The sequence below is a fragment of the Candidatus Zixiibacteriota bacterium genome, from assembly GCA_034003725.1.
Lineage (GTDB): Bacteria > Zixibacteria > MSB-5A5 > GN15 > FEB-12 > WJMS01.
In genome coordinates, this window is the sequence record JAVEYB010000001.1 from 346895 (window position 1) to 369023 (window position 22129).

16 protein-coding genes and 1 tRNA gene are annotated in these 22129 nt (G+C 59.4%); 12 read left to right on the forward strand and 5 right to left on the reverse strand.

From position 1 onward, the window contains the following. Positions 1-15 precede the first annotated feature (15 nt). The 4 genes from RBT76_01585 to hutU all read right to left on the reverse strand — a co-directional run bounded on the left by RBT76_01585 (position 16) and on the right by hutU (position 4532). The gene (locus tag RBT76_01585; protein MDX9856461.1) at positions 16-924 is read right to left on the reverse strand and encodes a PorV/PorQ family protein; all 909 of its coding nucleotides are present in this window, start codon (positions 922-924) and stop codon (positions 16-18) included. A 137-nt stretch (positions 925-1061) separates the two neighbouring features. After that, positions 1062-1559, reverse strand: a complete 498-nt coding sequence (locus RBT76_01590; GenBank protein MDX9856462.1) for an LptE family protein — start codon at positions 1557-1559, stop codon at positions 1062-1064. A 10-nt stretch (positions 1560-1569) separates the two neighbouring features. Then, positions 1570-2856: an imidazolonepropionase gene (gene hutI / locus RBT76_01595; GenBank protein MDX9856463.1), complete on the reverse strand. Its 1287-nt coding sequence runs from the start codon at positions 2854-2856 to the stop codon at positions 1570-1572. 17 nt (positions 2857-2873) lie between these two features. Next, entirely contained in the window at positions 2874-4532 is a 1659-nt protein-coding gene (hutU, locus tag RBT76_01600; GenBank protein MDX9856464.1) for a urocanate hydratase, read from the reverse strand. 141 nt (positions 4533-4673) lie between these two features. Here hutU and RBT76_01605 point away from each other — a divergent pair, with 141 nt between their 5' ends. From RBT76_01605 to RBT76_01635, 7 genes are all read left to right on the forward strand, one after another. Continuing rightward, a complete protein-coding gene (locus RBT76_01605; GenBank protein ID MDX9856465.1) occupies positions 4674-5249 on the forward strand; it encodes a GNAT family protein in 576 nt (191 codons plus the stop codon). A gap of 15 nt (positions 5250-5264) precedes the next feature. Continuing rightward, positions 5265-5858 carry a hypothetical protein gene (locus RBT76_01610; GenBank protein ID MDX9856466.1) on the forward strand — a complete coding sequence of 198 codons (594 nt, stop codon included), beginning with the start codon at positions 5265-5267 and terminating at the stop codon, positions 5856-5858. 127 nt (positions 5859-5985) lie between these two features. Next, positions 5986-6312 carry a cupin domain-containing protein gene (locus RBT76_01615; protein MDX9856467.1) on the forward strand — a complete coding sequence of 109 codons (327 nt, stop codon included), beginning with the start codon at positions 5986-5988 and terminating at the stop codon, positions 6310-6312. A gap of 641 nt (positions 6313-6953) precedes the next feature. After that, complete coding sequence (locus tag RBT76_01620) at positions 6954-7511, forward strand: DUF4416 family protein (GenBank protein MDX9856468.1); 558 nt, start codon at positions 6954-6956, stop codon at positions 7509-7511. Positions 7512-7658: 147 nt separating this feature from the next. Continuing rightward, complete coding sequence (locus RBT76_01625) at positions 7659-8513, forward strand: hypothetical protein (protein MDX9856469.1); 855 nt, start codon at positions 7659-7661, stop codon at positions 8511-8513. A gap of 155 nt (positions 8514-8668) precedes the next feature. Then, positions 8669-9931, forward strand: a complete 1263-nt coding sequence (gene murA / locus RBT76_01630; GenBank protein MDX9856470.1) for a UDP-N-acetylglucosamine 1-carboxyvinyltransferase — start codon at positions 8669-8671, stop codon at positions 9929-9931. 119 nt (positions 9932-10050) lie between these two features. Beyond that, complete coding sequence (locus tag RBT76_01635) at positions 10051-13401, forward strand: hypothetical protein (protein ID MDX9856471.1); 3351 nt, start codon at positions 10051-10053, stop codon at positions 13399-13401. Positions 13402-13627: 226 nt separating this feature from the next. On the opposite strand, the gene RBT76_01640 is transcribed toward RBT76_01635, so the two are convergent. Continuing rightward, entirely contained in the window at positions 13628-16159 is a 2532-nt protein-coding gene (locus tag RBT76_01640) for an ATP-binding protein (protein MDX9856472.1), read from the reverse strand. 433 nt (positions 16160-16592) lie between these two features. Between RBT76_01640 and RBT76_01645 the strand changes: the two genes are divergently transcribed. From RBT76_01645 to RBT76_01665, 5 genes are all read left to right on the forward strand, one after another. Continuing rightward, positions 16593-16667: transfer RNA gene (locus RBT76_01645), tRNA-Glu, on the forward strand. A 160-nt stretch (positions 16668-16827) separates the two neighbouring features. Then, positions 16828-18192, forward strand: coding sequence for a sigma-54 dependent transcriptional regulator (locus RBT76_01650; protein MDX9856473.1), 1365 nt, complete (start codon positions 16828-16830; stop codon positions 18190-18192). A 261-nt stretch (positions 18193-18453) separates the two neighbouring features. Continuing rightward, the gene (locus RBT76_01655; GenBank protein MDX9856474.1) at positions 18454-19011 is read left to right on the forward strand and encodes a hypothetical protein; all 558 of its coding nucleotides are present in this window, start codon (positions 18454-18456) and stop codon (positions 19009-19011) included. A gap of 47 nt (positions 19012-19058) precedes the next feature. After that, the gene (locus tag RBT76_01660; protein MDX9856475.1) at positions 19059-20126 is read left to right on the forward strand and encodes a tetratricopeptide repeat protein; all 1068 of its coding nucleotides are present in this window, start codon (positions 19059-19061) and stop codon (positions 20124-20126) included. Positions 20127-20138: 12 nt separating this feature from the next. Next, on the forward strand, positions 20139-22037 hold the full coding sequence (locus tag RBT76_01665; GenBank protein MDX9856476.1) for a tetratricopeptide repeat protein: 1899 nt from the start codon (positions 20139-20141) through the stop codon (positions 22035-22037). The last annotated feature ends 92 nt before the right edge of the window (positions 22038-22129 follow it).

The following is a 22129-nucleotide window of genomic DNA, read 5'->3' on the forward strand; positions in this document are numbered from 1 at the left end:
TGGTATGTCATGGTCTTAAAACCCCCCCGTTAAGGTTATCCGGTGGCTTTCGCCCAGATCCGCGGCCAACGTGACCGCGTAGGCAATATGCATTTTTCTGAGATCAAAACCGGCGCCGAAGGCGAAACCCGCCCACGTATCTTCCGTTCCGTCGGCCTTGTAGTTTGAACCAAAGCTGTTCCAGCCGGCCCGAATATACAACGGCTTGAACTCGAAGTACTCGGCTCCGACCGCAAAATCGATATCGTTGTCCACGGGGACAATCACATCGCCGGCAATCGTCATCGGCAGCCCCCTGGGGGTCGCCGAGCCGCCGGCCCGCACCATCAGCGGAAGGTCATCCTTCTGTTCGCCGAGACTGGAGAGCTGGACACCGAGATTCTGAATGGCCAGGCCGGCTGTATAGCGGCCCCGGAACGTGTTGTACCTCGCCCCCAGATCGAGCGCGACTCCCGTTGCGGAATAATCTTCAATTGTCTCGTAGATGAACTTCAACGTTGCGCCGAACCGATAGCTTTCGCCTCGGGTTGTCGCCGCCGACAGTCCCAACACCATATCCCCCCCTCCGAATTCGCCGAGAACGTTGCCCGCTTCGTCGGTGCGGGTGAACTCGCCGTAGTCGAGATAACTGAGGTATGCTCCGATAACAGTCCCGTACCGGACCTCATGGAGGTAGCCAACCATTCCGTTCTGCAGATCGCTGAAGTAATTATGGTACTCGGCGAGGTAGTGACGCCCTTCGAGAGAGGCGATTCCCGCGGGGTTATAATAGAGCGCGGTCTCATCGTCGGCGAGTCCGGTGAACGCCCCACCCATACCGGTGGCGCGCGCCCCGGTGTTGATTTTCAGAAAAGCGAATCCCGATGTCCCGGCGTTGGAGTTGGCTTCGCGGGCGATCAGCGATCCGCACAGCAACAGGAACACACCAAGTACCGGTAAGATTGTCCGACGTACACAGGTAACAGTCATGCGCCAGCCCTTCGATTGGAAACTCTATTCAGCTTCAGCGTTGCCAACGGTTTCTATATATACCCTTTCGATCGGACTTAACCAAGCACAGTTTACCACGCCTTGGTCGTCTTGTTGATTATCGACTCCACCAGTCGCTGCCCGGCCCGCTGCTGGCCGTCTTCTTCAGTTTCCGAGTCGGCGGCGTAGATCCCTTCCTGGGGCATGCGCTCTTTCCAGATTTCGGATTGGTCCGACGGGTTGATCAGCGAAACGTCGAAATCCAGCAAAACCTTATACGTCTGAACGTTGTCGTTTTCATCAAACTGGAACGCCACCCGGCTGTAGCTGGTCAGTGTCGCCACCAGAACGGCATCGGCGGCCTCGGCGGACACCACCTTGATGTTACCGTCGGCGATGAACGCATCAATCACAATCTCGGTCAACCGGTCGGTCAGACCAAATTGGTCGGTTTTGTTCTCGAACCGCTGGACCGCTATCGTTCGGATACTCGACGACCCTCGGGGATTAAATGTATACACACCGCAGGAGACGATGAACAAAGTCACGGCCCCCGACAGGATCGCCAGAACCAACGTTTTTCTCTTCATCGCCGCCATCTTAATGAACGACTCCCGTCAACTGGTTGTTTACCGCCACCTTGCCCCGTTTGATCACCACCCGGGCGGGGTTGATACCATAATGATACGGAAATTCCCGGTAGTCCTGCATATCCCAGATCACCAGGTCGGCTTGTCGGCCGGGAAGCAACTGCCCGAGACGGTTGCCACGATTGAGCGCAACTGCGGCATTCACGGTAACCGCAGAGATGGCCTCAGCCGCCGTCATTTTCATCCGCAAGGCAGCGATCGAGATGATCAGTGACAGGTTCTCCGTGTAACTCGAGCCGGGATTACAGTCGGTCGAGAGCGAAACAACCACCCCTTCCTCGATCATGCGCCGTGCCGGTGCGTATTGGGTATGACCGAGCGCAAACGTCGTCCCCGGAAGCAGTACGGCTACAGTCCCCGACTCAGCCATCGCCCGAATGCCCCTATCCGTGATGTACACCAGATGGTCCGCCGAAACCGCCCCCATTTCCGCCGCGAGTTCGGCGCCTCCCAGCGGCGTGAGTTCGTCGGCATGGAACTTGAGTCCCAGCCCTGCATCTTTCGCCGCCTGTTGCACCCTCCGTGACTGCTCAATATCAAACACACCGGTCTCGGTGAAAATATCCGAAAACTCAGCCAGTCGGCCCTGCACAACCCGGGGAAGCATCTCATGGTTGATAAGATCGATGTACTCATCGGTCCGTCCCCGGTATTCATCCGGAACTTCATGTGCCCCGAGGAAGGTCGGTATGAGGTCGAGCGGATGCGACCGGTTGAGCTCCCGTATGATTTCAAGCGTCATGATCTCCGACTCGGTCGACAGCCCATACCCGGACTTGGCCTCTATTGTCGTCACGCCGTGGGCGAGGATTCGGTCAAGCCGCTTGCGGCTTTTCTCAACGATAACGTCGCGCGGTGTGGTACGAAGATCCCGCACGGATGATCGGATGCCGCCTCCCGCTTCGGCTATCTCCATGTAGGATTTCCCCAGAATCCGCATCTCGAATTCCATCTCACGGGTTTTCGCAAACACCGGGTGCGTGTGCGGATCTATAAGGCCCGGCGTCACCACCGCGCCATCGGCGTCGATAACGACACAGTCGGCCGCAGGCGAGATAGAGCGCTCCACCTCGTCGCAGGGTCCGGCCGCGGTAACGACTTCATTGGACAGGGCAACCGCACCATTGCGGACCAGGCCAAGCTCGCGCAGATCAGCGCCGAGGCGCGGCACCGGCCCCGCCATCGTAATCAACTGACCGATATTCCGCACGAGCACTGTTGTTGTCGTTTCGGACATAGGCTACCTTCGGGCCGTTACTTCAGCATGGGGATCTTCACCCCTGCCTTTTTGGCGAACGTCTTCGCTTCTTTATACCCGGCGTCGACGTGCCGCATGATCCCCGTGCCGGGATCGTTGGTCAGCACACGGTTGAGCCGTTTGGCCATCTCCTTCGTCCCGTCCGCGACAATCACGATCCCCGCGTGAATGGCATTTCCCATGCCGACTCCGCCGCCGTGGTGAATGGAGACCCAGCTCGCTCCGGACACCGCGTTGAGCAGTCCGTTGAGCAGCGGCCAGTCGGCCACCGCGTCGGAGCCGTCGCGCATGGCCTCGGTTTCCCGGTACGGCGACGCCACGGAACCGCAATCGAGGTGATCGCGACCGATCACGATCGGCGCGGAGATCTTCCCTTTTTTGACGTACGTGTTCATGATATCCGCGAATCTCGCTCGCTCGCCATAGCCGAGCCAGCACACCCGGGCGGGCAGCCCCTGAAACGGAATCCGCTCCGATGCCAGGTCGATCCACCGCATCAACATCTTGTTATAGGAGAAGTTCTTCCGCACGATATCATCGGTCACGTGAATATCTCTCGGATCGCCCGACAGCGCCACCCAGCGGAACGGTCCGCGACCTTCGCAGAACAACGGCCGCACGTAGGCCGGCACGAATCCGGGATACGAAAATGCCTTCGTGAACCCGCCGGTTTCGGCCTGACCGCGGAGATTGTTGCCGTAATCGAACACCACCGCCCCGGCCTTCTGGAAATTGACCATCGCCTCGCAGTGTTTCACCATCGACTCGTACGCCAGCGTGATGTATTGCCGGGGATTCTGTTTGCGAAGCCGCGTCGCCTCCGCGACGCTGTAGCCCGATGGTACGTAGCCGTTGAGTTCGTCGTGAGCCGATGTCTGATCGGTTACGATATCGGGAACGATTCCCCGGCGATAGATTTCCGGGAAAACGTCGGCGCAGTTGCCGACCAGGCCGACCGAGATCGGCGCCTTTTTCGCCGTGTGTTCGCGTATGACCTTCAGGGCGTCGTCGAGCGAACGTACTTTCTTGTCGCAGTAACCGATTTTGACCCGGCGATTGATCCGAGCCTCGTCGACTTCCACGCAGAGCACCGACGCACCGGCCATCGTCCCGGCCAGCGGCTGGGCGCCGCCCATCCCGCCCATTCCACCGGTCAGAATCCACTTCCCGTGCAAATCGCCTTTGAAGTGCTGATCCGCAATAGCCGCAAATGTCTCGAACGTCCCCTGGATAATCCCCTGTGTGCCGATATAGATCCACGACCCGGCGGTCATCTGACCGAACATCATCAGGCCCCACTTGTCGAGTTCCCGGAAATGCTCCCACGTGGCCCATTTCGGCACGAGGTTGGAATTGGCGATCAGAACGCGAGGGGCGTACTCGTGAGTGCGGAAGATCCCGACCGGCTTGCCGGACTGGACCAGCAGCGTTTCATCGTTTTCCAGCGCTTTGAGCGACTTCACAATCGCATGGTAGCAGTCCCAATTGCGGGCGGCTTTGCCCAGACCGCCGTAGATGATCAACTCTTTGGGTTTCTCTGCGACTTCCGGATCGAGGTTGTTGTTTATCATGCGAAGCGCGGCCTCCTGGTGCCAGCTCTTGCAGGATAATCTGACACCCCGAGGGGCTCGACAGACCTGTGCTTTGGTGGCCATACCACATACTCCCTGAAATCAATGCGTTCGTGCGCCGAATATAGGCCGCGGTGCGCCCCAAGTCAATCGGACAACAAGACTTGTTTGCGTGGGCAGAAGATTCTATATTCCGACATTGACCCGAAGTTGGGGGATAGTACTATGCCGATGCTGCCCACTCTCGACGGCGATAACATCCGCCTTCGCCAACTGAAGCGCTCCGATGCCGAGTCGCTGCGCGCGAACGCCAACGCCCGAAACGTTTCCCGCTACCTCTTTCTACCCTATCCATACCGACTTGAGGATGCCTTCAGCTACATCGCCTTCACACAGCGTATGGCACGGCGGAAACAGACGTACCTCTACGGCGTCGAACTCCTTGAAACCGGTCAGATCATTGGCTGCATTGGTCTGCACCATATCGAACGCGCTCACCGCCACTGCGAGGTCGGCTACTGGCTCGGCCGCAAACACTGGCGCAAGGGGTACGGCTCCGAAGCGCTCCGGCTGATCCTGAAGTTCGCTTTCACCGAACTGAAAATGATTCGGGTACAGGCTCGCACATCAACGGCCAACCAACCGTCATACTCTATGCTGGAGAAGAATGGTTTCACACGCGAAGGCTGTTTCCGGCACGTTCAATATCTCAAGGGTCACTGGCACGACTATTTCTGGTATGGGATACTGAAGAAGGAATTTCGTGGACTGGACAATTCCGGGCACAGACCACACAAGTAAAGGGATACGGGAAGTATGGGACATCACCTCAATTCGATCGGGCGCGCGATTGCAATCGCATGGCTGCTCCTAACCTTGGCGGGCATTTCGTTCGCACAGGACCACCCACACAAGTCGGCCGCTACCGGTCGATTGATCTCACTGGGGACGACGGTTACCCCCCTGATTATCGGCAGCGTGCTGATCGGCAGCGGCGACGAAAACGACGATGACGGCACGCTGGCGGCAGGATGGATCATCAACCTGTCGGCCATGACGTTCGGTCCGGGTGCGGGACACCTTTACGCGGACCAATCCGGACGGTTCGTGGGCGGCTCGGCGATCCGCGCCCTGTGCATCACCGCCAGTCTTACGGCGGCCGCGGTCGGAATTGCATCGACGTTTGATTTCGACGACGATGAGGATGATGACGACATCGGAGCGGCCTCGGCCGTCGTCATGGTCGGCGGGGCGCTGGCATGGCTGGGCTATTCGATCTACGACATTGCGCGGATCGGCAAGTCGGTGGACGAATACAACGCCCGTCAGGACCAGGTGCTGTTCTCCGCATCGCCGTATTACCAGCCGCAGGACAAAGCTGTCGGCCTGGCGTTGTCGATACGATTCTGAGCAGTTCGGAGTTCATGCGGGAAGCAGCCGCGGTGGCGGGCGCTTCCCACTGCCGAACAGCGTCGGAACCTGAACGCGCCAGGCGCCATGGGGAACCTGAATCATTACGCAACGAAGGACACGCCGTATGCCACGCACAGCATTCGTGACGCCGCTCCCGAAGGACGCCGACAAATATGTCCGGCTGATCAAGCCGGATGACAGTGTACGGTTTCACTCCGGCTACGTGACGCTGCAGCCGGGAGAGTCGGTCGGCGAGCACAGCACACAAGGCAATGAGGAGATCATTGTCGTCCTGCAGGGCGAAGGTGAAGCGCGGGCGGAGTCGATACCGTCGCCGCTGTCGTTCCGAGCGCCGGCGATTGTCTACATGCCGCCGCACACGATTCACAACATGACGAATACCGGGGCCGAGCCGCTTCGGTACGTTTTCACAGTGGCCCCCGTCGAGTGAAGTGGGGACACGATCGGTATCGGAACCGACCCACATAGGTTCGTTTTGTCATATTATGGGGGTCCCCATTTCTTGTTTGCCTCTTTTGGGGGCGTGGCGACCATGCGGCACCGCGGTCTCTGCACAGGAGGAGGCGCCGTTTCTACCGTCGATGGTGTAGCGAAAGTGCGGGGGGATTGAGTCGAGGAGACGCGTGCGTCACGACGGAGAGAACGAGCGTCAAATCAGGGAACCCATAGCAGGCCGTGGGCGACCCCGGCTGGTGATAGTTCTGTGCGGTATTGGGGACAGTTGATCCCACCCCGGAGCGGTGGGCTACTCGGTTGCGGGATGGTGGGGCCAGTTGATCCCACCCCGGAGCGGTGGGCGACTCGGTTGCGGGATGGTGGGGACAGTTGACCCCACCCCGGAGCGGTGGGCTACTCGGTTGCGGGATGGTGGGGACAGTTGATCCCACCCGGGACGGGCGGGAAGGTCGGTTCGTAATGATACTGTAGCGGCGGGCTCAAAGACGGACCCGCCCTGCTACGCTGTGCACGACGACGTACACCACGCACGCAAGGACGGTTGGCGGGATAGGAAAAGCCCGCAGGTCCCCGCTTTTTGTTGACACTCTGTTCTCCCGTGTGCAGACTCCCTGCATGGGACGATTTGTAACTCCACCTCCGGGGCGGCTGATTATCTCGGTCGCATACTGCCATATCGATGCGCTCGCCGACTGTCTCACCCGGCTCGAGAAGGAATTCGGCGACGTACAGTTTGAGACGGTCGATATTCCGTTCACCGGCGAGCCGCGCCATACCGAAGAGATGGGCGACCCGCTGTCGAGACGTTTTTTCTCCTTTCATCGTATGGTCGACCGGGAGAAGCTGGTCGATCTCAAACGAGCCTGCTACAAGATCGAAGCGGCGTTTGCGGACCATGTGGGCGAACACTTGTTCCGGGCGGTCAATGTCGACCCCGGGATCATGAGTTCGGAAAAAGTAGTGATGGCCTCGTCGCACGAGTACAATTACCGGCTCTACCTCGGACGGGGGGTGTTCGCCCAGATCGAGCTGATCTATGCGCGGGGTCGCTATGTCGGTCTACCCTGGACCAACCCGGACTTTTGTCACCCGGAGTCGCTGGAATTTTTCGCGCGGGTACGCAATGCGTTCGATATGGTCAGGGACACGGCCGCCGAAGCGATCAACCGGTAGTTTTCCCCGGCGCGATTTCCCATTAATCCAAACGCGGCGCCAGTCTGTCTATATCGGTAATCCGGATGCCGATATCGCCGCGTCATGTCCGCCGGAGTATAACAGGAAAGCCTCTACACCAAACACACGCAGGGGATGCTTATGGGTATGAGGGTCGGTCGGCTGGTGACGGCCGTTGCCCTGGCGGCGACAGTGGCGCCGACCTCGGGCTGCAAAGAGAGCGCCATTCCGGTGCACTGGGCGGATGAGCCGATTACGGTCGACGGACAGTCATCGGACTGGCGCGATCTGACAACGAGGTATTTCGAGGAAGAGAAAATCGTGCTCGGCCTCGCCAACGACTCGGAGCGGCTGTATATCCTTTTCCGGTTCGGCGATCCCCGGTGGGCGCGATCGATCCGGATGTCCGGACTGACGCTGCGGTTCGATCCGGAGGGCGGCGACAACACGGTCACGCTGAACTACAACGGGGGACCCTCGCCGGAGCACTTTCGGGCGCTCGGGCCGGGCGTTGAAGGCGACGGCTCCCGACGGCGGACGACAGCGGGTAACGAAACTGCCGATGAGCTGCCGGTGCGCGAACGGGAGCCGCAGTTGCAGATCGAGATCGAAGACCGGATAGCCAGAATGCCGATAGCCTCGGACGGGTCGGTGGGCCCGATGGTGGCGTTTGCGATGGATCACGGCATGTATTGTTATGAATGCAGTATTCCCCTGGCGGAAACCGAGGTGCGGTATTACGGACTGGGGGCAGCTCCGGGCGCCGCAATCGGTTTGAGGGCCGAGTGGGGCGGGATGCCCGAGGACCGTCCCGGTCGCGGCTTGGGCGGCGGCATGATGGGCGGCCCACCGGGGGGCGGAACGTTTGACGGCGGCGGTCCGCCCGGAGGACCGGGCGGCATGGGAGGGCCGCCGGGTGAACGGATGCTGACGGCGGAGAAGCAGGATGTCAGCCTGACGATCGTGCTGGCGAGCGGCCGGCCGGAGACAGCAGGCGATTAGCAGTGCCGACACCTGATGTACGTACGGGTTACTCTCCGGTACACGACCTGAGTTTTTCTCTTTTTTTTGGCGGGCGCGAGGCACATACTGCGCGGTATTGAGAAGCAACGGATTTCATTCGACGGCGCGCGCCGTCGCACGGGGATAAAACAGACATGGACAAGTTTGTGATCAAGGGTCCGGCGGTGTTGTCGGGCAGTGTACGGACGGACGGATCGAAGAACGCGGCCCTGCCGATCATGGCGGGGGCGCTGCTGGTCTCACGGGGAGAGACCGTTATCAAAAACGTCCCGCCGCTCCGCGACATCAACACGTTTATCAAGGTGCTCGAACACCTCGGGGCGAAGATTACGTACGATCCGGGCGCAGCGGTGGTGACGATCAACGCCGCCACGCTGACCAACAACACGGCTCCGTACGAGTTGATGCGGCAGATGCGGGCGTCGTTTCTGGTGCTCGGTCCGATTTTGTCGCGCCTCGGCGAGGCCAGGGTCTCGCTGCCGGGGGGGTGTTCGCTGGGTGCACGCCCGGTCGACTTTCACATCAAAGCGTTTGCGGCGATGCAGGCGGAGATCGAGGAAAAGGGCGGCTATATCATCGCCCGAGGCAAGCCGCTGAAAGGTGATATCATCTATTTCGACCGGCCGTCGCATACGGGAACCGAGAATCTGCTTTACGGAGCGGTATGTGCGAAGGGCAAAACGACCATTATCAACGCTGCCTGTGACCCGGAAGTGGTCGATGTCACGGGTTTCCTGAATAAGTCCGGAGCGAAGATACACGGCGCCGGCACACCAACGATCACGGTCGAGCCGGTGCGTTCGCTCAAGCCGGTCGAGTATACCGTTTCGGGCGATCGACTGGTAGCCGGCACGTACCTGATCGGGGCGGCGATGACGGGCGGCGATGTCGAAGTGTCCGGGATTGAACCGGAGCAGCTCACTATGGTCCTGCGCAAACTTGCCGAGATGGGGGCGTCGGTTGTGTCGCAGAAGAAACGTATCAGGGTGACGGGCCCCAAGCGGCTGGCTCCCGTCAATCTGACAACCTTCCCCTTTCCGGGGTTTCCCACCGATCTGCAGGCGTGCATGGTGGCGGCTGCGAGTACGGCCTCCGGAACATCCCATATCAAAGAGACTGTTTTCGTAGATAGGTTCTCCCACGCGATGGAGTTCCGGCGGTTGGGGGCAGACATTCAGGTTGCCGGTTCGGAGGCGGTTGTCAACGGCGTTGAGTATCTGCAGGGGGCGGAAGTTATGGCGCCGGATATTCGCGCCGGAGCCGGCATCACGCTGGCGTGCCTGAGCGCCCGAGGCAAGTCCGAGATTCTCCGTGTTTATCATATTGACCGGGGATACGACCGGCTCGAGGAAAAACTGGCCGGACTGGGCGCGGACATAAGTCGACAGCCGATGTAACCGATAACAGGAAAGATGAGGTTCTTATACCGACATGGGCTAAGGACAGGTCAGAAAGACGACTCTGCCGGTAGACGTTTTCGCCGGTTCGGTCGTCGTTATGCAAAAGGACACGGCACATGATGAAGAAACTGACATACGTTTTGGTCCTGGCCCTGCTGTTGTCTGCGGCTGCGCAGGCACAGGAGACCTATTTCGGCAAGAACAAGGTTCGGTACAAAGATTTCGAATGGAGTTATATCCAGACCCGGCACTTCGACATCTATTTCTACGAAAACGCGTACCCCACGGCGAAATTTGCGGCCGCCGTGATGGAATCATCGTATGTCGAGATTTCCAACGCGCTGATCTATCGCCTGCAGCGGCGTATCCCGGTCTTCGTGTACAACTCGCATAACGATTTTCAGCAGACGAACATCATCTCCGGCCTGTTGCCGGAGGGGGTGGCGGGATTCACCGAAGCATTCAAGAGCCGAATCGTGCTTCCGTTCAACGGATCCTACTCGGACTTTCGTCATACGCTGCACCACGAGCTTGTCCACGGTTTCCAGTACGACATGCTCTACGGCAACATGTTCACGTCGCTGATCTCGCGCCAGCGCCTGTTTGATATGCCCTTGTGGTTCTCGGAGGGAATGGCGGAGTATCTGTCCATGCGGGGCTGGGACTACTGGTCGGACATGTTCATGCGCGACGCGACCATCAACGGCTATTTGACGCCGCCGCTGTACATCAGCGGGTATCTCGCCTATCGACAGGGACAGTCGATGGTGAAGTATCTCGCGGACAGGTACGGCGACAAGAAAATCGGCGAGATCCTCCAGAAGGGCAAGATCTACCTGACCATGGACAAGGCCATGAAGGCCTCGATCAACCAGGACCAGGAGGAATTCTGGAAGGACTTCGAAAAGGAGATGAAACGCCGGTACTGGCCGGAGATCAACAAGCGTAAGGAACCGGATGAGTTTGCCAAGCAGTTGACGCGCTCGGGCGAAGACGGCTCGTATTTCAACGAGAAGCCCGCGTTTTCACCCGACGGCGATAAGCTGGCCATATTCACGGATCGATCCGACTACACCGAGATCGTGCTTATTTCAGCGATCGACGGCGAGCATCTCAAGCGCCTGGTGAAAGCGTCGCGTTCCGGAGATCTGGAATCGCTGCATTCGTATGTCAGCGGACTGTCTTTTTCCCCCGATGGGCGCTCGCTGGCTTTCGTGGCAAAATCCGGGGGCACTGACGGCATTTACCTGTACAGCCTCGACAACGACGACATTTACCTGCGCAAGCGGTTCGACTACTACAATATTGTCGGACCGGCATGGTCGCCCGACGGCACGAAAATAGCTTTCGCGGCCCTCGACGGCCACAAGCGCGACCTGTATGTGTGGGATATTACCGCTGACCGCGTGACGCAAATCACCGACGACCGCTTTGATGATTCCGACCCGACCTGGCTGCCGAATTCGAACGAGTTGATCTTCTCGTCCGATCGTCCCCACCCGGCCAACCCGGTGCTCAACGCGGTCGGCCACCCGCAGCGTGACGAGGCGGAGGGAATGCCCGGCGGATTCGTGTACGGCTCCTATAATCTTTTTCGGGTCACTCTGGAGACGCGGCGGGTCTCGCCGGTCGATGTCGGTCCCGGCCCCAACACGGTGCCGAAAGTATCAGCGGACGGCACGAAGCTCGCGTTTATATCCGCGCGCAACGGCATCGATAACCTGTATGTCGGATTTCTCGACTCCGGAAACTTCTTTGCGGCGACCAATATCCTCGGCGGCGTGATTCACCACAGCTGGGGACCCGAGGGCGACCGGATAGCGATGTCGGTTTTCCACAAGGGGCGGTTCGACATATTTGTCCTCAAGGATATCGCGCCGGCGGGAGAGAACGGTGTGCTCGAACCCACGGACTACGTGCTCGGCAAGTACGACAAACCGTTCGAGCGGACCGGTGAAACGGTGGTGTCGGCCGAAGATGCGGCCCCGCCCTCTGACGTCACGACGCCGGTGACCGATACGGCTGTCGTTTCGACCGACAGCACCGAGGCCCAAACGCCCGCACAGCTGGCCGATGCATCGGAAGCCGACCTGCCGGCTGTCGGTTCCGATACGGCAGCGGCCGACACCGCCACGACGGCGGCTGCTACCGATACGACAGGAAACGACGGCGACGGCGCTCCGAGAGGGGAGTTTGTCGACGACGAATACGTATTCCGATCGGATTCCATGGAATCCGACCCGCTCGACACGCTCATGAAAGACGTCACGGGCGGCAGCACGGAGTATCGCACGGCGCCGATGGAAGAACCGGCGTCGTTCGATTCCATCCCCCCCCGACTGCCGAGCGGCGAGTACCAGATCCAGAAGTACAAAGTGAAGTTTACGCCGGATTTCGTGGGCGGCGGGTTGTCGTACGATACCTTTTTCGGTCTGCGCGGGCAGTCCTACTTCGTGTTCTCGGATTACCTCGGCAACCACCAGATATACCTTGCCACCGACCTGGTCAACACGATCGACCAGTCCAACGTGCAGTTGTTCTACTTCAATTACAGAAAGCGGATCAACTGGGGAATCGGCGGTTTCCATACCAAGAATTTCTATCTCGACAACAATGACTTCCTGTTCAGCGACCGCTTCTACGGACTGCAGGCGTATTTTTCGAGGCCTTTCTCTATTTTCAGCCGTCTGCAGCTGTCGCTGTCGCAGTACTTCATCGACCGCAAGTACTACGACGAGCCGGACCCGAATTTCGGCAACGACCGGAGCTCGAAAGTGACGACCGCCGACTTCTCGTGGATCACCGACAACATACTCTGGGGGAACACGGGGCCGGTCAACGGACGGCGCGCCAAGGTATCGGTCAACGCCGGCGTCAATCTGTTTGACTCGGACGACGTCGAGTACTACGCGGTCGAAGGGGACTACCGCAAGTACTGGCATTTTGCCAAGACGTTCTCGATGGCGTTTCGGGTGGCGTTCGGCGCGTCTGAAGGCGAGACGCCCAAGCTGTATTTCCTCGGCGGAACCACCAACTGGATAGGCACCCGTACGCTCGACGCAAAGGTGTACGACGTCGAAAACCTGTACTTCTCGGATGTCGTGACGCCGCTGCGCGGGTACGACTATTATGAGCTTTCCGGCAACCGCTTCGGACTGGTCAACTGGGAATTCCGTTTCCCCATGATCCAGTATTTCATCATGCGGTATCCCCTGCCGCTGTTTCTGGCCAACGTCAACGGCGCCGTCTTCGCCGACGTCGGAGCGGCGTGGACCGACGACAATTTCAAGGGCGGGACAAGCACTGACGGCCCGGGGCGCCTGAACGACATCAAGACCGGGTTCGGTTTCGGCCTGCGTGCGAATCTCTGGTTTATCCTGCTGCGCTACGACCTGGCGTGGTCGACCGATTTCGCCACCGTCTCCGACCGACCGACATCGTACTTCTCATTCGGCGCAGACTTCTAGACAGTGACACGTCCGCAGCGGCGTGTGACGGCGGGTGGCGTGCCACCCGCTTTTTCGTTGTGCGGGGAAAAAGCAACGCGGCCGAGGGATCGACCGCGTTGAAATCGTTTGCTAATTAGCCTTGCGCATTGAACCAATCGCAAACAATGCAATTAACGCGCGAGGCAAAATACTGTCAAGTGCATTCTGCATCGCCGCCGCACCATTGAGCGTGCGACATGCACCCTCAGGTCCGACTGCGACGGGACCGGGAAGGCGCTTTCTTCTTCGAGTTCTTCTTCGGCTGCGACTCGCTGTTGTTGTCGTCGTCCTTCTTGCTCTGACCGAACTCCTGCAGCGCGATCGCCATCTGCCGAAGCTTCTCATCGGCCTGCGCCAGCACGGACCCCTTCGTGAATCCGCCCGACGGCAGTCGCTCGCCGCCCGGTACGCCCGTGAGGACGGCGATTCCCTCGCTGATCGTCGCGACCGGCCAGATCGTAAACTTCTTCTTGCGGATCGCTTCGAGCACGTCGGGCCGAAGCATCAGGTCCTGCACGTTCTGGTGAGGAATGATCACGCCCTGATCGCCGGTCAGTCCGCGCGCTTCGCACACGTCGTAGAACCCTTCGATTTTCTCGTTGACGCCGCCGATCGGCTGGATCTCCCCTTTCTGATTGACCGAACCCGTGACCGCAACGCCCTGCCTGATCGGGATTGAGGTCAGCGCCGAGAGAATGCCGTATATCTCGGTTGACGAGGCCGAGTCGCCGTCGACGCCGCTGTAGGACTGCTCGAACGAGATCGACGCCGACATCACCAGCGGTTTATCCTGGGCGAACATCTGCCGCAGGTAGCCGGTGAGCACGCCCACGCCTTTGTTGTGGATGGGCCCCGACAGATCGGCGTCGCGTTCGATATTGATCACCCCCGCTTTCCCCAGCGAGGTGTTGACCGTGATGCGGGTCGGCCGTCCGAACATGTATTCGCCGCCGGAGCTGTAGACGGCAAGGCCGTTTATCTGGCCGACCGCACTGCCTTTCGTATCCACCAGCAGCGTTTTCTGTTCGAACATCTCCTGAATTTTGTCTTCGACCAAATTGGCGCGCCGCCGCTTGTTGGCGACGGCAGAGTGGACGTCCTGCCGGGTCACGGTCTTGCCCCCGCGCTGCTGACAACAGAAAGCCGCTTCGCGCACGATGTCCGCGATCGCGGTGAAACGGACGCTGAGTTTTTCGCGGTGTCCCGCCACGCGGCGGCCGTATTCGGCGACCGCCTGCATGCCGCTCAAATCGTACGAGATCAGCGAATCCATGTCCACGCAGTGGCGAACGAATCGGTAGTACTCGAAGATGTTTTTCTCGGTGAGATCCATCACGCTGTCGAATTCAGCCTTGACCTTGAAGATCTTCTTGAAGTCTTCGTCGAGATTGTACAGCAAATGATAGATCCGGGATTCGCCGATCAGGACCACCTTGACGTTGAGCGGAATCGGCTCCGGCTTGATACCGGAACCGGCCATCATGTAAAACGGGTCGTAGGCGGCGATCTCCAGCTCGGCGTTGCGCAGCGCGCGTTTCAACGGCCACCAGACCCCCGGTTCGCTGAGCACGTCCAGCGCGTTAAGCACGAGAAACCCGCCCGACGCTTTCAAGAGCGAACCCGAGTGAATCCGCGTGAAATCGGTGCGCCAGTAGCCGAACCGGTCGACCACGCGTTCCAGGGACCCGAACAGGTTTTTGTAGGTCGGTGATTTTTCGATGACGATCGGCACCTGTGTCTGCTCGGAGTTGTCCAGCACGAGATTGACCGAGAACTCCTCGAACGGCTCGCGCTTGCGGAACGGCGGCGCTTCCTCTTCGCCGCGACGGGGCTGAGCCTCGCGAAAGCGGTCCAGATCGCCGACCAGCGCCTCGGCAACCTCGTCGAGATAATCCACCACCTTGTCGTCCGGGTATCGTTTCTTGAGCATGTTGACCTTGTCGGATACCAGCGGCGCCACCATGGAATGACGGAGTTTGTCGAGCGCGTCCTCGAGCTTCGAGGTGAGCTTTTTCGATTCGATCGTGGTGGTGTCGAAATCGCGGCGGAGCGAATCCCATTTGCGGCGCAGTTCATCGAGGCGCGCCAGCGGGAACTTGCCCTCTTTCGCGAGGCGTTCCAGTTTCTCGAGCGAGTTGGGCTCGTCGTCGATCAGCGGCTGGATTTCGTTGCGCACGCCAAGACCGGACTGAATCTGGACCATGACAAAACCGGCGTTGGTGAGTTTCTCCTCGAACTCGCTGATCAGTTCCTTCTGACGGTTTTCGAACTCGCGGACGATTCGGCTGTTGCGATCCTTGAAGTCCTCCGACATGAAGATTTTCGGAACCACCTTGCGCACCGAGTCGATCAGATAGCCCATGTCTTTTTTGAAGCGCTTCCCCTCGCCGGCCTTAAACGTCAGCACCCTCGGACTGTCTTCGTTTTTGAAGTTGTTGACGTAGCACACGTCGCTCAGCGACGGGTCATCGTGGTCGAGCTTCTCGAGCAGGTGTTTGATCGTGGTGGTGCGCCCCGTGCCGAGCATACCGGTCACGAATATGTTGTATCCGCGACTGCGGACATTGAGTCCAAGCCGGATGGCCTCGATAGCGCGGTCCTGTCCGATAATCTCATCGCACGCGTCGAGACTGTCGCTGGAACGGATACCTCTGGGTTTATATGTGATCGAGTAATCGAGTTCTTTGAAGGAGAGTGGTCGCGGCATTGATGAACGAGCTTTCTTGCGGGCAGGCATGCGGTCCTCCGTGCGCGGGGAAACGTTTCGGGCAATATAGACGCCGTGCACCGGGTATGCAAGTCGGATGGGTAATCACCTGACGGTCGGCGGCGCCGCGCAGCCGGCAGAGTATTTTTCGGGATTGGTGTCGAACGGCGGAGCGGTTGGGTCGGGTTGGTGGGCGGGATAACTTTTTACCGTATGGGGGGTTGTGAGCGTGGAGTGGTGTTTTTGCCGCATACGGTCATTTTGACATGCCAAATCGGCCTGTAATTGTGAAAGAAAAATACGCTAAAAGGGACAAAATGTGTGATTTGGTAAGCCCCTGTCGATCAGACTATTACCGGGCCGCCGACAAGACTATATTGGCGTACAAGAACTTAGCTCTCTTGACACGATATAAAACCCTCATATATTCCGGCTGTTGCTTATTAGCATTGCGCATTGAATCGGCGGTATCGTCTAGTGGTTAGGACGGATGGTTCTCAGCCATCAAACCGGGGTTCGATTCCCCGTACCGCTACCAAGTGATTGGAAAGCTCCTCAATCTTGGTTGTCATTGAGTGAGCTTTCCAATTTTTTTGTCCTGCTATCGGGGCTCACCTCTCTTCAACACGAAGTTCCCGGCGCTGTTCATCTACAGCTTTGCCTGGATCGTTCCGATACAGTCGCTATAAGGAGCGACCATGTCGGGCAGAGCAATCGTCTACGGTAAAATCGTCAGCGAGAAGGATAAGGTATCGATCGGTGAACGTTTCGGACCGGCGGCCGAGACGCTCACGTGGTATTCCGATCTGACGCTGTTTGATGCGGACAGCGCTCCGCTGACAGTCTTTGTCGATCTGGACAACCCGTTGTATGCCGACGCCGACTTTCTGCTTTCGGTGGCCACTGCCGGAGAGAAAGTGAAAATAATCGGCAAGGCCAAAAGCCCGTCGCTCGAAAGCGCCATGCGCGTCGCCAAGCTGGGGGTGTCGGAGATACTGACCGAAGCGCAGTGCCTGGAACGACTGCGGGCGTTGTTGCAGGAGCTGGAGGAGGCGCCGCGCCGCCAGCAACAGGTGACCACCAAATTCAATACACAGGCGCTGATCGGTTCCTCCGCAGCCATCGCCGAAATTCGCAAGACGATCAGGCTGCTGTCCGACGTGGATTTCCCCAGCGCGCTTATTCTCGGCGACACCGGCACCGGGAAAAGTCTCATCTCGAAGGTCCTGCACAACTCGGGTATCCGGGCGGATCACAATCTCGTGGAAGTGAACTGTTCCGCCATCCCCGATGAATTGTTCGAGTCGGAGTTGTTCGGTCATGTTCGCGGTGCGTTCACCGACGCCAAGTCCGACAAGGCGGGGCTGTTCGAGTATGCCGAAAACGGCACGTTGTTTCTCGACGAGGTGGGCAACCTGTCGGCTTCGGCGCAGGCGAAGCTGCTGAAAATTCTCGAAGACAAGAAGCTGCGCAAAGTGGGGACGGTCGATGAGAAGGATATCAACGTTCGTGTCGTGGCGGCAACCAATCTCGATCTGGAACGCGCGATCGAGCGCGGCGCTTTCCGCGAAGACCTTTATTACCGGCTGAATCTCCTCACCATCCGTATTCCTCCGCTGGGCGAACGGCCGGAAGACATTCCCGAACTGATCGAGTATTACCTCGGCTATTACGCCACCAATTACGGCAAGCCGGGACTGATGATTACGCCGGAGGCCGTCCAGTCGATGCAGCAATGCCGGTGGCCCGGAAACGTACGACAGCTCTGCAACGTCATAGAGCGGGCCGTCCTGCTGACGCGAAGCGGCGCGATCGGTCCCGACGACGTCAACGTGGCGCTGCGGACGGGTCGTATCACGGCGGCCGACCGCAGGCAGATCGTGGTCGACCTTCCGGACCAGGGAATCAGCCTCGATGAGATCGAGCAGAATATCGTCAAGCAGATCCTTAATATGTGCGACTGGAACAAGTCCGAGACCGCCCGACTGCTTCGAATCTCCCGCCCGCGTCTGCGCAGGATTATTGACGGGGCGGGACTGGAACAAAATCGGCGGAAACCGTAACGGTGGTATGATTCGTTCCAGTCTTCCCCCAATCACGCTAATCTCCTGTCATTCATTCACCTGAACTGTTTCGGCGTTTTCGGCGTGGTCCATTTCGTGCCGATAACGCTCTCCCGGCCGATCGATCAGTAGGTCGGCAGACTGCCGTAACCAACGGTCATGTCATAACTTGCATGGATGTCGCGGCGTCGGCATCGGGCTTGCGTGGTATCTCCGCAGATGGAAAATTCACGGCCCACTACCACTCGAAGGAGATGTCTGATGTCACGATTCAAAAACCACAATGTCTGGCTTGCGGGGGCAATGCTGGTACTGGCGGGGGCACTGCTGGTAACGGGATGCTCGCGGTCACCGATCGGTGATACGTCGGCAACCACGGAACCGGTTCTGCTGCAGCGCGGATCGAGCACTCTTGCCGCGGCCAGTCTGGTCGGCGAGCTGTATGCCGACAGCGTGATCTCCGCCGCGGAGGGTGGTCGCCTGGTGCTGCTGGATGTGGTGCTCGACATACCTGCCGGCGCCGTGCCAAACGATACGCTCTTCAGTATTTCGATTCCCGACCTCAGCAAATTCTACAACGACTTCGGAACCAGCGGCCTGGTGTTCGATAAGCCGGTAACAGTGACGATGAGTTACCGCGACGCCGATCTGACGGGCGTCGACGCCTCGTCGATTCGAATCGGCTACTTCAATGAGCAGTCCGGCCAGTGGGAAGATATGATTTGCACGGTAGACCCGGTGAACATGCTGGTCACGGCCCAGCTGGATCATTTCTCTGCGTACGGCCTGATTTCCGACAACCCCGGCGGCGGAAACTGAGACGACGATAGGAATGTCAACGCAGACTCAAAACGATGGATGAGACAATGAAAACGCTGACGAAAGAACAAACCGGAACGAGCTACCGCTCGGGCATTCGCGACGGCGCGGCACTGCTGGACTTGGCGCGGGGCTGGCTCAAGCAGGGCAACCCGGTGGTCGCACTTGAGTTGCTCAAGTCAGCCCTCGACACGCCCGAAGCCGACCACGACCGCACGGTCCGGGCCGGAATCCTCAAGGAAACCGGACGCGCCCTCATGATGCAATCGGACTGGACGGGTGCCGAGCGGTGTTACGTGGAAGCCGAGCGGCTCTTCCTGGATTTGGATGACTGCAAAGGGGCGTCGGAATGCGCCCGCAACCGCGCCAACATGTGCTTCCAGCAGGGCCGTTACCGCGACGCCGAAGAGTTGTGCGAGAAGGCTCTCGGCTGGGCGTCGACCGCCGGTCAGCACGAACTCCGCGCCACCATTCTCAACACCGTGGCTGCGATCAAGTCCGCCACCGGCGACCACCGCGGCGCGTTAAAGTCGTTCAAGCTCTGCCTGGCCGATTTCCAGGCCTCCGGAAACCTGATCCGCCAGGGATATGTCCTGCTCAATATCGGGCTGGCCGAAATCGAACTGCGCGACTTCACCGCCGCCGTGGACAGCCTCAACGACGCGCTGGCGATCGCGCTGAGTGAGAAAGACCTCACGCTGGTTGAAATCTGCTACCAGCATATCGCCCGCTGTTATCTCGAACAAAAGGAAACCGTCCTCGCGCGATCGGTCATCGACACGGCCCGCAAGATCCTGCCGGGGCTCAATTCACGGGCGCTGGAAGTCGAGCTGGCCCTGATCGAGTGCCGTATCCTTCGCGTGAGCGGTGATTTCGACGCCGCCGAACAGCTGGCCAAAGAAAGCTACCGCAAGGCTGTCGAACACAAACTGGCCGCCCTGCAGGCGGATCTTTTGTGCGAACAGGGACACCTGCACCGTGAGTCCGGCCGGATCGACATCGCCGAAGCCACGTATAACGCCGCGGCTGCCCAATACCGACAGCTCGGTGTGGACCGGGGTTTCCAGGATGCGATCCAGGCTATCGAGCAGTTGAAACGGCGGACGGACCGGTAAAGGGAACACACCATGGGCTTCACCACACTGCAACGAACACCGTCGACTAGCTCCCCGGATACGTTGACCCGGTCCGCCGCCGGACCTGACTGGTCGGAGACCATCGACAACCTGATGCGACTGGCCAAACAGGCCGTCGCATCGTTCGAATTCGACAAAGCGATCGACTACCTCCAGTCGGTCGAAGACATCTGGGACTCCAAGGGCATTCCTGAGTACTCGCTGGACCTGCGAATCGACCTCCACCGCGAAAAAGGCAAGGCGTTCGCATCACAGGGTAAAATCGAGCAGGCTATCGAAGAGTACCAGAAAGTGCTGTTGTTTTGTCGCGACTCCAGTCACCTGCAGGTGAAGTCCGAGACCTTCACTCAGATCGGCCAGTTGCTCGGCAAACAGGGTGACTACGACCGAGCCCTCGGCTACCTTCAGCGGGCGATCGGCGCCTACCGCAGGCTCGATGACACCACCGGGACCTGCAAGGCCCTCAGAAACCTCGGCGTCATTTACGTGGAGCTTGGCGAATTCGAAGAGGCCGAGGTGACGCTGGAGGAAGCCATCACACTCGCCCGGACGCTTGACAACCGCATGCTCTGCGCCGACCTGGTGAACAACCTCGGGGCGGTGCAGAACATGCGCGGCAACTGGCGGCGGGCGCTCGAACTGTACCGCGAGTCGCTGACCACCTACAGTGAATTCAATGAGATCCGCAAGGCCGCGTACACGCGCAACAACGTCGCGATCACCCTGCTGGAACGGGGCCTGAACGACGAGGCCTTCGATCACTTCCAGGAGGCCTACGCGATCGCGGGCCAGATCAAGGACGCATCGCTTGCCCTGATAGTCGATATCAACCTCGCCGACCTGTATTTGAAGAAAGGGTTCGCGGCCGATGCGGATCGGCACTGCACCAAGGCGCACGAGCAGCTCCGGGAGACCGGTGTTGTCAACGGCCATCTCGTGGAAGTCCGCAAGATCGCCGGCAAAATAGCGGCGGCGCGCGGGGACCACGAAACGGCGATGCGCTGCTTTGACGAAGCGCTGGCGATGTGCCATGAGATCGGTTCGCGGTTTCTCGAGGCCGATGTCATGCTGGAGCGCGGCCTTTTGCACCGGGCCGCCGGCCGACCCTACGACGCGCTGAATGATCTCGAGGCGTCGTATCACCTGTACGCATCGCTCAAGGCGACCGGTCGCCGCGAGCAGACCGAACAGGCTATCAGTTCCATCGAGTTGTTGTACCTCGAGATTTTCAACGCCATGGCGGTCGAGGTCGACCAGAAGGACCCGTATACCAAGGGACATTCCGACCGGGTGGCCTCGCTGGCGTTGCTGCTGGGTCAGGAACTGGGACTTCGCACGTCGCAGTTGAAGACTGTCGTGGCGGGCGCCCTGCTGCATGATATCGGCAAGCTCACGATCGACGACGCCGTGTTGAAGAAGTCGGGCCGCCTTACCGACGAAGAGTTTCGCCAGATCAAGACCCACGCGCAGGCCGGCCTCGACCTGCTGGCGGATCGGGAGTTTCCCTGGGACATCAAGCCGATCATTCTGTATCACCACGAGAAGATCGACGGCAGCGGCTATCCGCTCGGCCTGCGCGGCGAGGACATACCGCTGGGAGCGCGGATTGTCGGGATAGCGGACGTGTTCGACGCCCTGACGTCGGACCGCGTCTACCGCGTCGCCTACCTGCCGGATCAGGCCCTGGAGATGATGGAAAAAGAATCGGGCACGTCGTTCGACCCCATGCTGCTGAAGCGGTTCGCCGACATGATCCGCCAGGGGGCCGCCGACCCGGTAATCAATTCCCGTACGAGCGAAAAAGAGATGTACAGTATCTGGTCGCGGTGCCTCGATTCCCAGCCGGAACCGGGCGCCGAAGCCAGGCGCAGCGATGGTGTGTCGTGTTGAACAGCCCCCTCCCTCCCCTGGAGCGGCCGCGTGCTACCATGGATGGCGGCAGGTCCGCAAACAAAAAAGCCCCTTCGCAGGAAGGGGCTTTT

Coding starts and splice junctions, on each gene's coding strand:
- RBT76_01625 (MDX9856469.1), top strand. CDS start 7,659: ATGAGGGTCGGTCGGCTGGTGACGGCCGTTGCCCTGGCGGCGACAGTG.
- RBT76_01605 (MDX9856465.1), top strand. CDS start 4,674: ATGCCGATGCTGCCCACTCTCGACGGCGATAACATCCGCCTTCGCCAA.
- RBT76_01620 (MDX9856468.1), top strand. CDS start 6,954: ATGGGACGATTTGTAACTCCACCTCCGGGGCGGCTGATTATCTCGGTC.
- hutU (MDX9856464.1), bottom strand. CDS start 4,532: ATGGCCACCAAAGCACAGGTCTGTCGAGCCCCTCGGGGTGTCAGATTA.
- RBT76_01655 (MDX9856474.1), top strand. CDS start 18,454: ATGTCACGATTCAAAAACCACAATGTCTGGCTTGCGGGGGCAATGCTG.
- hutI (MDX9856463.1), bottom strand. CDS start 2,856: ATGTCCGAAACGACAACAACAGTGCTCGTGCGGAATATCGGTCAGTTG.
- RBT76_01590 (MDX9856462.1), bottom strand. CDS start 1,559: ATGAAGAGAAAAACGTTGGTTCTGGCGATCCTGTCGGGGGCCGTGACT.
- RBT76_01640 (MDX9856472.1), bottom strand. CDS start 16,159: ATGCCTGCCCGCAAGAAAGCTCGTTCATCAATGCCGCGACCACTCTCC.
- RBT76_01635 (MDX9856471.1), top strand. CDS start 10,051: ATGATGAAGAAACTGACATACGTTTTGGTCCTGGCCCTGCTGTTGTCT.
- RBT76_01615 (MDX9856467.1), top strand. CDS start 5,986: ATGCCACGCACAGCATTCGTGACGCCGCTCCCGAAGGACGCCGACAAA.
- murA (MDX9856470.1), top strand. CDS start 8,669: ATGGACAAGTTTGTGATCAAGGGTCCGGCGGTGTTGTCGGGCAGTGTA.
- RBT76_01665 (MDX9856476.1), top strand. CDS start 20,139: ATGGGCTTCACCACACTGCAACGAACACCGTCGACTAGCTCCCCGGAT.
- RBT76_01610 (MDX9856466.1), top strand. CDS start 5,265: ATGGGACATCACCTCAATTCGATCGGGCGCGCGATTGCAATCGCATGG.
- RBT76_01650 (MDX9856473.1), top strand. CDS start 16,828: ATGTCGGGCAGAGCAATCGTCTACGGTAAAATCGTCAGCGAGAAGGAT.
- RBT76_01660 (MDX9856475.1), top strand. CDS start 19,059: ATGAAAACGCTGACGAAAGAACAAACCGGAACGAGCTACCGCTCGGGC.